This is a genomic window from Achromobacter sp. CSND-B12 (genome assembly GCF_052906545.1).
This window is the reverse complement of sequence record NZ_JBREGJ010000001.1, coordinates 3,955,909-3,968,605: the sequence shown is the minus strand read 5'-3', so window position 1 is coordinate 3,968,605 and position 12,697 is coordinate 3,955,909. Positions and strand designations below refer to the sequence as shown.

The window sequence follows — 12,697 nt, the reverse complement described above, 5'->3', positions numbered from 1 at the left end:
AAGCGCCCACACTTATCGGTTGTTTAATTGTTAAAGAGCGGTACTGCCAAATTCTGTACTACCAAACTACTTACTGCATCTTCTGCTTTCTTCGGCGATTTCGCTTTCGCGTCGATCGCTGTGTCAGCAGCAGAGAAACGAGATTATGAAGAAGTTTTTATCGTTTGTCAAGTCAGCGTCGCTTGCTTCACTTCGCTGCCTTGCCTACGACCTCTTCAGGCCTCACCAGGCTCGCACCCGGCTTTCTCTTTAGCAGCTATCGAAATATCAGGGTTAACCCTAAGTTTTCGGTAACCGCCAAGCCTGAAACTATAACACAACTTTTGCAGATTATGCAACCGGCTTTTGCCTAACTTGCATCCTATCTTGCAACCCCGCCGCTTCGTGAATCGCTTCACTTCGCAGCAGCCCCAAATCGCTTCGGAGGTTGGTTACCGCCCCAGCTGGCTTGCAACGTTGACCAGACCACCCTACCCTACCCTACCCTACCCTACCCTACCCTACCGGGTAAACCCTGATTCGCTGTCACCAACCAAGCCCAAGACTATAGCACAATTTTTGCAGATCGTGCAACTGGCTTCTGCCTGATTTGCACCGACTTACGCAAAACTCGCCGACCGCCGGTTCGAGAGGATCATCGCTGACTCACCGCCTTGCTGCCCTGCGTCAGATCCACTTGCCGTAGCACTCGGATCCGTTGCACTTGCCTGGCCTCGCCGCTCAACAAAACTGCTTGAACTGCGAAGGAGCGAGACTATAGCACAGAATTTTGGCTTGTCATGCCGGCGTGACAACCATTTTGCAGAAAGATGATGTTTTCCGGGGACGCACCCCGCATTTGCCATGGGAAAGTCATCCGTTCTGCGCCATTCGCTCTATATAGAGTACGTATCCATATGGCTGCTCCCTCTGGATTGCCCCTTGGCTGAAGGCCCCCACAGCGCGCCGAGATGGATATACGTCCCTATATAGATAGTAGATAGGCGTTCCCGTTTTCGGCCCCACTTATGTTTCGGTGGAAATCCACCGAGCCCCCCCCTCTTCCTGATGACACCCTATATATATACAGAGCATCACGGACGGGAAGCATCCAGCCCACCGCGGCGCTCTCCGATCTCTATATAGACACCTATATGGAAGACCAGACAGGTAGGGGCTCATCCCGCTCGCTACAGCCGCAGCTCCGTCGTTTCCTTGATCTGCTGGAGTGCGAAGAATGACCGCATGTCGACCACGGCGGGATGGCGCATGAGGGTGTCCATGGCGAACTTGGAGAAATGCGCCAGGTCCGCGACCTGGATGCGCAGCAGGTAGTCCATGTCGCCGGACATGGCATAGCACTCGACCACCTCGGGCCAGAGCTGGACGTCGCGGGCGAAGTCGCTCATGGGCGCGTGGCTGGAACCGCTGTGCTTGTTCAGGCGAATGTTGACGTAGGCCAGCAGGCCCAGCCCGACCTTGTCGGCATCGATCAGCGCCACGTACTTCTTGATGAAGCCCTTCTCTTCCAGCCGCCGCACCCGGCGCAGGCAGGGACTGGGCGACAGCGATACGCGGTCCGCCAGCTCCTGGTTGCTGAGGCGGCCGTCCCGTTGCAATTCGGCCAGGATCCTTATATCTGTCCTATCCAGCTCCATGTCAGACATTTTCAGCCCCATATTTTTTATCGTGGGCAATATTATTGCTCAACCTTGCCACTTTCGCGACATGTTTGCAATTGTCTGCCTGCCTTTCCTCCCTACAATCTTCATCCTAGACTTGAACGACAAGTCGCCTCTACAACGACTCAAGGGAGCAGACTCATGAGCAGCGCTTTCCAACCCTGGGACAACCCGATGGGCACCGCCGGGTTCGAATTCATCGAATATGCCGCGCCGGACCCCGCCGCGCTGCGCAAGGTGTTCGAACTGCTGGGCTTCAAGGCAATCGCCAAGCACCGCCACAAGGACGTGACGCTGTACCGCCAGGGCGGCGTGAATTTCCTGATCAACGCCGAACCCGATTCCTTCGCCCAACGTTTCGCCCGCCTGCACGGCCCGTCGATCTGTGCGATCGGTTTCCGTGTCCAGGATGCGGCCGCCGCGTACAAGCGCGCGCTGGAGCTGGGCGCCTGGGGCTTCGACTCGCACAGCGGCCCGATGGAACTGAACATTCCCGCCATCAAGGGCATCGGCGATTCGCTGATCTACCTGGTGGACCGCTGGAACGGCAAGGAAGGCCACGGCGGCATCGGCGACATCAGCATCTATGACGTCGACTTCGTGCCGGTGGATCCGCAGAACGCGCAGGCCGACCTGAACCACCGCGGCGCCGGGCTGACGCTGGTAGACCACCTGACGCACAACGTGCACAAGGGCCGCATGGCCGAGTGGTCGGAGTTCTACGAGCGCCTGTTCAACTTCCGCGAAGTGCGTTACTTCGACATCGAAGGCAAGGTGACCGGCGTGAAGTCCAAGGCGATGACCTCGCCCTGCGGCAACATCCGCATTCCGATCAACGAGGAAGGCACCGAGGAGAAGGGCCAGATCCAGGAATACCTGGACCTGTACCGTGGCGAAGGCATCCAGCACATCGCCATGGCTACCGAGGACATCTACGGCACCATCGAGGCGCTGCGCGCCAACGGCGTGGTATTCCTGGATACGCCGGAAACCTACTACGAACTGCTGGACCGCCGCCTGCCCAACCATGGCGAAGACGTGCCGCGCCTGCAGAAGAACCGTATCCTGCTGGACGGCGCCCCCGATGGCGGCCTGCTGCTGCAGATCTTCACCGAGAACCAGATCGGCCCGATCTTCTTCGAGATCATCCAGCGCAAGGGCAACGACGGTTTCGGCGAAGGCAATTTCAAGGCGCTGTTCGAATCCATCGAACTGGACCAGATGCGCCGCGGCGTGGTGAAGGCCGTCGACTGACCGCTTCCCCCTCCAGCGCCGGTACCCATGTGCCCGGCGCTGGCCTTGAAACCTCGCCTTGCGCGAGGTTTTTTTTCGTCCCGCCTATTTCTTCAGGCGATCCTGGAACTGCTTGCGGAACTTGGCGACCTTGGGCGCGATCACGAACTGGCAATAGCCCTGCTCGGGATGCAGCGCGAAATAATCGCGGTGATAGTCTTCGGCCGGCCAGAATCGCGCGGGCGCCAGGAGCTTGGTCACGATGGGCGCGTCGTAGACCTTCTGCGCCTCGACCTCGGCGATCACGGCCTCGGCCTGCTCGCGCTGGGTTTCGTTCTGCCAGAAGATGGCCGATTCATACTGCGGGCCGATGTCGTTGCCCTGGCGGCCCGGGGTGGTCGGGTCGTGGGTAGCGAAGAACACGCGCAGCAGGTCGCTGTAGGACAGTTCGGCGGGATCGAACTCGACGCGCGCGACCTCGATATGCCCGGTGTCCTTGCCGCAGACCTGCTCGTAGCTGGGATTGTCGACGTGTCCGCCGCTGTAGCCGGGCAGCACGCTCTTGACGCCGCGCAGGTCGGTGAAGACCGCCTCGACGCACCAGAAACAGCCGCCGCCGAGAACGGCGACCTCATTGCCCGGGGAGGGTAGTTCTGCCATGACGATTCCTTTGCTGAAACTATCCAGAAACGATACGACTACTTCTTGGCCGGCGCCAGTGACAGGATCCATTCGGCCAGCAGGCGGGCGTCTTCCGGGCTGACATGGGTTTGCGCCGGCATGGGCACGGCGCCCCAGGCGCCACGGCCACCGCTGCGGATCTTGCCGGCCAGGTAATCCACCATGGCGTCGCCCTGCCCGGCGTAGCGTTCGGCCACGCTGGCCAGCGGCGGCCCGACGCGCTTGACGTCGACCTGGTGACAGGCCATGCAGGCCTTGCTCTTGGCCAGATCCAGGCCGGTGGTTTGCCCTTGGGCCGCGCCGGCGACCAGCAGGCCGGCGGCGACCGCCAACAGACTACGTATCAAATGCATCGGTTACTGCCCCACGGCTCGCGGTGCTGGCGAGCTTGCCGAACTTGGCAAGCACACCGCGTGTATAACGCGGCTTGGGCTGGACCCAGGCCTGGCGACGAGCCGCCATCTCTTCGTCGCTGATATTGAGCTGCAACAGCAGCTTGTGGGCATCGATGGTAACCGAATCGCCCTCGCGGATCAGCGCGATCGGGCCGCCGACGAAGGCCTCGGGCGCCACGTGGCCCACCACCATGCCCCACGTGCCTCCCGAAAAGCGGCCGTCGGTGATGAGGCCGACGGTTTCTCCCAGGCCCTGCCCCACCAGCGCGGAAGTCGGCGCCAGCATTTCACGCATGCCGGGTCCGCCCTTCGGCCCTTCGTAGCGGATCACCACCACGTCGCCATCGCGGATCTGACGCGCCATGATGGCGGCCATGGCGTCGTCTTCGGAGTCGAAGACCCGCGCCGGGCCCGTGATCACCGGATTCTTCAGGCCGGTGATCTTGGCCACGCAGCCTTCCGGCGACAGATTGCCCTTGAGAATGGCCAGATGGCCCTGGGGGTAGAGGGCGCGGTCCAGCGGCATGATCACGTCCTGGTCGGCGCGCGGCGTATCAGGCACGTCGGCCAACGATTGCGCCACGGTTTGGCCGGTGATGGTGATGCAATCGCCATGCAGCAGGCCCGCGTTGAGCAACAGCTTCATGACCTGCGGAATGCCGCCGGCCCGGTGCAGGTCGGTCGCCACGTATTTGCCGGAAGGCTTGAGATCGCACAGCACCGGCACGCGCTGGCGGATGCGTTCGAAATCGTCGATGGTCCAGGGCACTTCGGCGGCGTGGGCGATGGCCAGGAAATGCAGCACGGCGTTGGTCGAACCGCCCGTCGCCATGATGACCGACACCGCGTTCTCGATGGATTCGCGCGTAATGATGTCGCGCGGCCGCAGGCCGCGCCTGACCGCATCCACGAGCACCCGGGCCGATTCCGCGGCCGAGGCGACTTTCTCGTCGTCTTCGTTGGCCATCGTGCTGGAATAGGGCAGGCTCATGCCCATGGCCTCGAAGGCCGAACTCATGGTGTTGGCGGTATACATGCCGCCACAGGAACCCGAGCCGGGAATGGCGCATTTTTCGATCTGCTTGAAATCGGCCTCGTCCATGCGGCCCATGGTGTATTCGCCGACGGCCTCGAACACCGACACGATGGTCAGGTCCTTGCCCTGGTAATGGCCCGGCTTGATGGTGCCGCCATAGACGTAGATGCCCGGCACATTGGTGCGCGCCAGCGCGATCATGCCGCCCGGCATGTTCTTGTCGCAGCCGCCGATGACCACCACGCCGTCCATCCACTGGCCCTGCGCCGCGGTCTCGATACAGTCGGCGATGACCTCGCGCGACACCAGGGAGTACTTCATGCCCTCGGTGCCCATGGACATGCCGTCGGAAATGGTGGGCGTGCCGAACACCTGCGGATTGGCCCTGGCGCCCCGGATGGCCTCGATGGCGGCATCGGCCAGGCGCTGCAGGCCGCTGTTGCACGGCGTGATGGTCGAATGGCCGTTGGCCACGCCGATCATGGGGTTCTCGAAGTCGGCTTCCTGGTAGCCGAGCGCGTAATACATGGCGCGATTGGGCGCGCGGGCGACGCCGTGGGTGATGTGGCGGGAACGTTCGTTGTGCGACATGGTCTGTTGTCTCCTGTCGGCCGTCAGGGCGCGGACATGGCGATCGCGCCCGGGAGGGTGCCAGCTCGCTCGCGGGCGAGTCTCGGGATACATCGGCATTCGAGGGCAACCGCCTGGCATGTCGATCTACCGCAGGGCTCGCCGGTTATTATCATTCAACTTCATTGTGTCGGGCGGAACATGCTGCAATATCCAAAATTCGACCCCGTTGCCCTGCAGATCGGGCCGCTGTCCATCCATTGGTACGGGCTGATGTACCTGGTGGGCTTTGCGCTGGTCTATCTGCTGGGCCGGCGCCGCATCACCAGCGGCCACACCACGTCCCTGAACGTGCGCGACCTGGAAGACCTGATCTTCTATAGCGTGCTGGGGGTGGTGCTGGGCGGGCGGCTGGGCTACGTGCTGTTCTACAAGCCGAACTACTACCTGGCCCATCCGCTGGAAGTGGCCTACCTGTGGGAAGGCGGCATGTCGTTCCACGGCGGGCTGATCGGCGTGATCGTGGTGATGCTGCTGTTCGCGCGCAAGAAAGGCCTGCCCTTCTTCGCCGTCAGCGACTTCATCGCGCCGCTGATTCCCCTGGGGCTGGGCTTCGGCCGCCTGGGCAATTTCATCAACGGCGAACTGTGGGGCCGCCCGACCGACGTGCCGTGGGCGATGGTGTTCCCGAGCAGCGGCGACGGCATCGCGCGCCACCCGTCCCAGTTGTATGAACTGGGGCTGGAAGGCATCGTGCTGTTCGCGCTGATGTGGTGGTTCTCTAGCAAGCCGCGCCCGCTGGGGCAGGTGAGCGCGGTCTTCCTGATGGGTTACGGAACGTTCCGTTTCCTGGTGGAGTTCACCCGCGAGCCGGACAACTTCCTGGGCCTGCTCGCGGGCGGACTGAGCATGGGACAGTGGCTGTCCCTGCCGATGGTCGCCCTGGGCGCCATCATGTTCGCGCTTACTGCAAAACGATCGTCCCGTTGACGGCGACGCTGACCGTGACGTCTCCCGCTTCCAGGGGGACGTCCGCGCTGAAGCCCGCGCCACCCGAGGCGTCCTTGGCCATGGCGCCCATCATGCGCGGCATCGGCGTGACGCCGCCGGAGCCGCCCAGTTCGAGCTTGCTCAGGCGGTAGCCCGAAAAGCCGAAGGCGTTGGCGGCAGCCAGCGCGCGATCCTTGAAGGCCTGCGCGGCTTCCTTGAGCAGCTTGCGTTCCTCGGCCTCGCGCACGGCGCGCGACAGCGAGAAGCTGATGTTGGAAATGGCGGTCTTGTCGGACAGCTTGGACGCGAGCGCGGCGGCGGCCGCGAAATCCTTGGATTCGAGGATGATCTCGCCCTGGCCGCGCCAGGTGGTGCTGGTCTTGCCTTTGCTGCTGCTGGTGGAATTGGGCCAGACGTTGAAGCTGCCCGTGCGCACCTCGACACCCTTGGTGTCACGCGCGCGCTTGGCCACGTCGTCCAGCATCTCCGTCAGCTTCTTGCCGGCGGTGGGCTGGTCGGCGGCCTCGGTCTCGGCCGACAGCGAGATGCGCACCGTGTCCTGCTTGACCTCGGACGACGCGGTGGCTTGCAGGGTCAGCTCCGGCGACCGGTTGGCCGTGGCTTCCGCCGTGGCGGGAGCCGGCGCCTGGGCCTGCGCGAAGACGGGCTGCGCCATGGACAAAGCGGCCACGGCTGCGCACGCCGCGCCAAGTTTGGTCAGCGAAAAAACGGGGGATTTCGACATGGACTGGTCCTATGAGGGACGACGATGGGGAGGCGCCCGACGCGGACCTGCGCTCGTGGCAGGCCCGCTGGGATAGATGCCCCGCCTGTGCCGTCAAGGCCGGCATCTCGAACCCTGAGGTTCAAGGTGGTCGCGTTCCGAAGAGCGTCGGGTTCGTCTACGAGAGACAATCGCTCCAGCTCTGCACTCCCGCAACCAATATGCCATAAGACATAGGTTCAGAGAATGTATGGCCAGGTCACGGACACGGCAGGGACAAACTGAAAATACTGAAAAACCTTGGTGAAAACCGCGTATGAACGTCAGAGCAGCTTTTCTTGCCCTGACAGGGCGTCGTCCAGGACTGCGTTCATGTCCTCGATTCTACGCTTGAAGTCGCCGACCGCCAAACCACCCAACGGACCATCCGGCGCTTTCATGGCGAGCAGCTCGCCAGCCACCTGCAGCGCGGCCATCACGGCGATGCGCTCGTTGCTGGAGACCTTGCCGGTGCCCTGGATGCGCAGCATGAGCTGGTCGACGTGGCGCACCGCGGCCAGCAGCGTGGGCTTTTCCTCGGCCGAGCACGCCAGCGAGTAGTCGCGCCCGAGTATCGTTACATCTACGCGTTCCATCAGTGTTGCTCTCCGGACGGCGCACCCGGCAGACGGGCCAGGACGGCGTCGATGCGCTCGCGGGCGGCGGCGGCCGCCACGCGCAGGCGCTGTAGTTCGGTGTCGCTGCGTTGCAGGTTGCCCTGCAGTTCGGTTTCCCGGGCGGAGAAACGCGTCTCGAGCGACTGGCGCTCGGCGGTTTCGCGTGCGAGCTGTTCGCGCAAGGCGGCTTCGGCCTGTTGCGCCTGCTCAAGCATCGCGGTGACGGCGCCGTCGTTGTCCTGCAATTTGGCCTGCAGCGCGGCGATGTCGGCATCACGCTCGGCGGCGCGTTGCTTGAGCATACGCTGCTCGGTTTCGGAGTCGTTCAGGCGCGCGCGCAGCGCGTCACGCTCGGCGTGGAGTTGCCGGGTGCGTTGCACCAGTTGCCCGATACGGGCGGCGAGTTGGTCTAGGTCTTGCAGCATGGGCGCTATCGTAAACCATCCAGTGGGGAATCGGGCCTCTTCACGCAAGGTGAGAAACACGGCAATATTCAGTAGGAAATGCGGCGGTCATGCCGGCGGCGGGCAACATAACCGATCGAGCCCGACTAGAAAAGTCCCCCGCGCGGCAGGAACGCGACGATCACACCACGACCGCTTTCGCATTTCTTTCTATCAACTTTCACTTAGCTTTCAAAAAACCCTCAATTGGCCCGTCCCGTTACAACTGGGGATCGGGAGTTCCCCAATTTTAGGGAAAACCCCAGGCTTTCACCTAGCTTACAGGGTTTGCATCGCCGCGGGCGTCCATTACCATTCGCCCTTTCAAGAAGCCTCGCCGACGCTTTCAGAAGAACCCAAGGGCACCCCAGACGTGCCTTTTTTGTGCCTGTCACTCGCCTTTCGGGCGGCGTGGCGGACCACAAGCCCTTTTTATCTACATGCTGTAAACAGGAGCCAACCAATCATGCAGCTACGCAATCGACAGGACTTCTGGTCGGGGGTGATGTTCATCGCCCTTGGACTGGGATTCGCCTGGCAAGCCAGCAGCTACCAAATGGGTACTGCCGCCCGGATGGGCCCCGGGTATTTTCCTTTCTGGCTGGGCATTGTTCTCGCATTGCTGGGTGCCATCGTGCTGCTTGGCTCGCTGTCCAAGAAGGCCCATGAAACCCACGTCGACAAGTTCGACTGGCGCATCGTGTTCCTGGTGGTGGGGTCCGTGGTTTTCTATGGCCTGGTCCTGAAACTGCTGGGTATCTATATCTCGGTGTTCCTGCTGGTGGTGCTCAGCAGCCTGGCCAGCCACGAGTTCAGCCTCAAGGTCGCCGTCGCCAACGGCATCTTCCTGGTGGTGTTCTCGTATCTGGCGTTCGTCAAGGGGCTGGGGCTGATTTTCCCGCTGTGGCCGTCGTTTCTGGGCATGAATTAAGGAGCAAGCGGCCATGGAATTGATTGATCACCTGATGTTGGGTTTCTCGGTGGCGTTCACGCCCGAGAACCTGCTGTACGCCCTGCTGGGCTGCATTCTGGGCACCCTGATCGGCGTGCTGCCGGGTATCGGCCCGGTCCCGACCATCGCGATGCTGCTGCCGATCACGTACGTGCTGCCCCCGGTGGCCGGCCTGATCATGCTGGCGGGTATCTATTACGGCGCCCAGTACGGCGGCTCGACCACGGCCATTCTGGTGGCGCTGCCCGGTGAGACGTCCGCGGTGGTGACCGTGCTCGACGGTCACCAGATGGCGCGCAATGGCCGTGCCGGCGCCGCCCTGGCGATCGCCGCGCTGGGCTCGTTCTTCGCGGGCTGCGTGGCCACGCTGCTGCTGGCCGCCTTCGCGCCCCCGCTGGCTGAAGTCGCGTTCAAGTTCGGCCCCGCCGAGTACTTCTCGCTGATGTGCCTGGGCCTGGTCGGCGCCGTGGTGCTGGCCTCGGGCTCGCTGCCCAAGGCGATCGCGATGATCATCCTGGGCCTGTTGCTGGGCATGGTCGGCACCGACGTCAACTCGGGCGTGGCCCGCTTCGACTTCGGCATCCCCGAACTGCAGGACGGCATCGACTTCGCCATCGTGGCCATGGGCGTGTTCGGCTTCGCCGAAATCATGACCAACCTGGAGCAGAAGGAAAACCGCGTCGACATCACCGACAAGATCGGTACCCTGTACCCGAACAAGCAGGAGTTCAAGGAATCCGCTCCCGCCGTGCTGCGCGGCACGGCCCTGGGTTCGGCCCTGGGCATCCTGCCGGGTGGCGGCGCGGTGCTGTCGTCGTTCGCGTCGTACACGCTGGAAAAGAAGATCTCGAAGAATCCGGAACGCTTCGGCAAGGGCCACCCGGCCGGCCTGGCGGGCCCGGAATCGGCCAACAACGCGGCCGCGCAGACCTCGTTCATCCCGCTGCTGACCCTGGGCATCCCGGGCAACGCCGTGATGGCGCTGATGGTCGGCGCGATGACGATCCACAACATCCAGCCCGGCCCGCAAGTGATGACGAGCCACCCCGAGCTGTTCTGGGGCCTGATCGCCTCGATGTGGATCGGCAACCTGATGCTGGTGGTGCTGAACCTGCCGCTGATCGGCCTGTGGGTCAAGCTGCTCAAGGTGCCCTACCGCATCCTGTTCCCGGCGATCCTGGTGTTCTGCACGATCGGGGTGTATTCGTTGAACTACAACACGTTCGACATCTTCACCACCGCCATCTTCGGCATCATCGGCTACGTCTGGTCGAAGCTGAAGTGCGAAGGCGCCCCGCTGCTGCTGGGCCTGGTGCTCGGCCCCATGATGGAAGAGAACTTCCGTCGCGCCCTGCTGCTGTCGCGCGGCGACTTCAGCACCTTCGTGACGCGCCCCCTGTCGGCCTCGCTGCTGGCCGTGGCGCTGTTCCTGGTGGTGCTGGTGGCCCTGCCGGCGATCCGCAAGAAGCGCGAAGAGACCTTCGTCGAAGAAGATTGAGGACAATGCCGCCGCGCGCGGCGGCATCGCGTCCCCTACCGACCCCCGGCTTGCCGGGGGTTTTTCTTTGCGCGCGCGGCTTGGCGGGCCGGCGCCGGCGCGAGCCGGCATACGAAACAAACCACTACAACCCAATACAAGGTGTGCTCGCAAACACCGGCATCTACGTTAAGCTACGGGTTTACCCCACGCGATGATTCGACATGAATTTCGACTGGAACAACCCCTACCCCACGACGCGCACGCCGGTCTTCGCCCGCAATATCGTCGCCACCTCGCAGCCATTGGCGGCGCAGGCGGGGCTACGCGTATTGGCCAGCGGCGGCAACGCGGTGGACGCGGCCATCGCCGCGGCGGCGACGCTGACGCTGACCGAGCCGGTCAGCAACGGCCTGGGATCGGATTGCTTCGCCATCGTCTGGGACGGCTCGAAACTGCACGGCCTGAACGCATCGGGTCCCGCGCCCATGGCCTGGAACCCGGATTATTTCCGCCGCAGGCATCAGGGCGCGATACCGACCCGAGGCTGGGACAGCGTCACGGTGCCGGGCTGCGTCGCGGGCTGGGCGGCGCTGCATGAAAAACTGGGCCGGCTGTCGTTCGCCGACGTCCTCGCGCCCGCCATCGATTACGCCGAGCGCGGCTTCGCCGTCAGTCCGATGGTGCATCGGAAATGGGCGGCGCAGGCCGACGTGCTGCAACCGCAGCCTGGCTTTTCGGAACACTTCCTGCCGCGTGGACGGGCTCCGCTGATCGGCGAGCACTTCATCCTGAAAGGCGCCGCGGCAACGCTCAAGCGCATCGCCGCAAGCGGCGGCCGTGATTTCTACGAGGGCGAAACCGCCCACAAGCTGGTGGCCCACGCACAGGCCCATGAGGCCGCCATGACGCTGGCCGACCTGCGCGATTTCGCGCCGGAATGGGTGACGCCGATCAGCCAGTCGTACCGCGGCCACACCCTGCACCAGATTCCGCCGAACGGCCAGGGCATCGCCGCCCTGATCGCGCTGGGCATCCTGCAGAACTTCGACCTGGCCGCACGGCCCATCGACCATCCCGACACGCAGCACCTGCTGCTCGAGGCCATGAAGCTGGCCTTTGCCGACGTCTATGCCCACGTCGCCGACGCCCGCCACATGCGCCTGGCGCCCGAGCAGATGCTGCGCGCCGACTACCTGGCCGAACGCGCCCGGCTGATCGATCCCAACGTCGCCCAGGCATTCGCCTGCGGCCACGCCCCGCAGGGCGGCACGGTCTACCTGACCGCGGCCGACCGCAGCGGCATGATGGTCAGCTTCATCCAGTCGAACTACATGGGCTTCGGTTCGGGCGTGGTGGTGCCGGGCACCGGCGTCAGCCTGCAAAACCGCGGCCACTGCTTCAGCAACCAGGCCGATCATCCCAATGCGGTGGCCGGCGGCAAGCGCCCGTTCCACACCATCATTCCCGGTTTCCTGATGCGCGACGGCGCGCCGGTGATGAGCTTTGGCGTGATGGGCGGCAACATGCAACCGCAGGGCCAGGTGCAGACGCTGGTGCGCATGCTCGACTACGGCCAGCAGCCCCAGGCGGCCTGCGACGCCCCGCGCTGGAAGTGGAACCAGGGGCTGGCGGTCGACGTGGAGACCTCGATGCCCGCCGCCGTGACGCAGGGCCTGCGCGCGCGCGGCCACGTGCTTGAAGGCATCGACGACCCGTACATGGATTTCGGCTCCGGCCAGTTCATCTGGCGCCTGGGCGATCCCGCCGTCGACGGCTACGTCAGCGCCAGCGACAGCCGTCGCGATGGACTCGCCGCCGGCTATTGATTGCGTTAAGGTTACTGCCTCAGGTTTTCCTTTCCACAGCGGAGTCCCCT

Annotated in this window: 12 protein-coding genes and 1 other RNA gene; 5 read left to right on the top strand and 8 right to left on the bottom strand. The window is 63.6% G+C overall.

All coding sequences use genetic code 11. The annotated features are described in order from the left end of the window. Nucleotides 1-1,169: 1,169 nt before the first annotated feature. Nucleotides 1,170-1,646, bottom strand: a complete 477-nt coding sequence (locus ACUTAG_RS18690; protein WP_026382449.1) for an Lrp/AsnC family transcriptional regulator — start codon at nt 1,644-1,646, stop codon at nt 1,170-1,172. Between the two features lie 156 nt (nt 1,647-1,802). Here ACUTAG_RS18690 and hppD point away from each other — a divergent pair, with 156 nt between their 5' ends. Beyond that, the gene (hppD, locus tag ACUTAG_RS18685) at nt 1,803-2,915 is read left to right on the top strand and encodes a 4-hydroxyphenylpyruvate dioxygenase (RefSeq protein ID WP_024067744.1); all 1,113 of its coding nucleotides are present in this window, start codon (nt 1,803-1,805) and stop codon (nt 2,913-2,915) included. Nucleotides 2,916-2,999: 84 nt separating this feature from the next. On the opposite strand, the gene msrA is transcribed toward hppD, so the two are convergent. From msrA to ilvD, 3 genes are read right to left on the bottom strand one after another with little or no spacing between them, the layout of a single operon-like run. After that, nucleotides 3,000-3,554, bottom strand: coding sequence for a peptide-methionine (S)-S-oxide reductase MsrA (gene msrA, locus ACUTAG_RS18680; RefSeq protein WP_020925148.1), 555 nt, complete (start codon nt 3,552-3,554; stop codon nt 3,000-3,002). 38 nt (nt 3,555-3,592) lie between these two features. After that, a complete protein-coding gene (locus ACUTAG_RS18675) occupies nt 3,593-3,928 on the bottom strand; it encodes a c-type cytochrome (RefSeq protein WP_006388761.1) in 336 nt (111 codons plus the stop codon). Beyond that, the gene (ilvD, locus tag ACUTAG_RS18670) at nt 3,912-5,597 is read right to left on the bottom strand and encodes a dihydroxy-acid dehydratase (protein WP_006388760.1); all 1,686 of its coding nucleotides are present in this window, start codon (nt 5,595-5,597) and stop codon (nt 3,912-3,914) included. Before ilvD ends, ACUTAG_RS18675 begins: the two co-directional genes overlap by 17 nt. Nucleotides 5,598-5,777: 180 nt before the next feature. Here ilvD and lgt point away from each other — a divergent pair, with 180 nt between their 5' ends. After that, entirely contained in the window at nt 5,778-6,566 is a 789-nt protein-coding gene (lgt, locus tag ACUTAG_RS18665) for a prolipoprotein diacylglyceryl transferase (RefSeq protein ID WP_006388759.1), read from the top strand. On the opposite strand, the gene ACUTAG_RS18660 is transcribed toward lgt, so the two are convergent. From ACUTAG_RS18660 to ACUTAG_RS18645, 4 genes are all read right to left on the bottom strand, one after another. After that, nucleotides 6,541-7,311, bottom strand: a complete 771-nt coding sequence (locus ACUTAG_RS18660) for an SIMPL domain-containing protein (RefSeq protein WP_026382452.1) — start codon at nt 7,309-7,311, stop codon at nt 6,541-6,543. The two genes, lgt and ACUTAG_RS18660, sit on opposite strands and share 26 nt — an antisense overlap. Nucleotides 7,312-7,385: 74 nt before the next feature. After that, nucleotides 7,386-7,570, bottom strand: a non-coding RNA gene (gene ssrS / locus ACUTAG_RS18655) — 6S RNA. A gap of 43 nt (nt 7,571-7,613) precedes the next feature. Next, nucleotides 7,614-7,925, bottom strand: a complete 312-nt coding sequence (locus ACUTAG_RS18650; RefSeq protein ID WP_006388757.1) for a cell division protein ZapA — start codon at nt 7,923-7,925, stop codon at nt 7,614-7,616. Continuing rightward, a complete protein-coding gene (locus tag ACUTAG_RS18645; RefSeq protein WP_179840948.1) occupies nt 7,925-8,371 on the bottom strand; it encodes a hypothetical protein in 447 nt (148 codons plus the stop codon). Before ACUTAG_RS18645 ends, ACUTAG_RS18650 begins: the two co-directional genes overlap by 1 nt. Nucleotides 8,372-8,855: 484 nt before the next feature. Between ACUTAG_RS18645 and ACUTAG_RS18640 the strand changes: the two genes are divergently transcribed. The 3 genes from ACUTAG_RS18640 to ACUTAG_RS18630 all read left to right on the top strand — a co-directional run bounded on the left by ACUTAG_RS18640 (nt 8,856) and on the right by ACUTAG_RS18630 (nt 12,647). After that, the gene (locus ACUTAG_RS18640; RefSeq protein ID WP_006388755.1) at nt 8,856-9,320 is read left to right on the top strand and encodes a tripartite tricarboxylate transporter TctB family protein; all 465 of its coding nucleotides are present in this window, start codon (nt 8,856-8,858) and stop codon (nt 9,318-9,320) included. 13 nt (nt 9,321-9,333) lie between these two features. Beyond that, complete coding sequence (locus ACUTAG_RS18635; protein ID WP_006388754.1) at nt 9,334-10,839, top strand: tripartite tricarboxylate transporter permease; 1,506 nt, start codon at nt 9,334-9,336, stop codon at nt 10,837-10,839. Between the two features lie 203 nt (nt 10,840-11,042). Further along, nucleotides 11,043-12,647 carry a gamma-glutamyltransferase family protein gene (locus ACUTAG_RS18630; protein ID WP_026382454.1) on the top strand — a complete coding sequence of 535 codons (1,605 nt, stop codon included), beginning with the start codon at nt 11,043-11,045 and terminating at the stop codon, nt 12,645-12,647. Nucleotides 12,648-12,697: the final 50 nt, after the last annotated feature.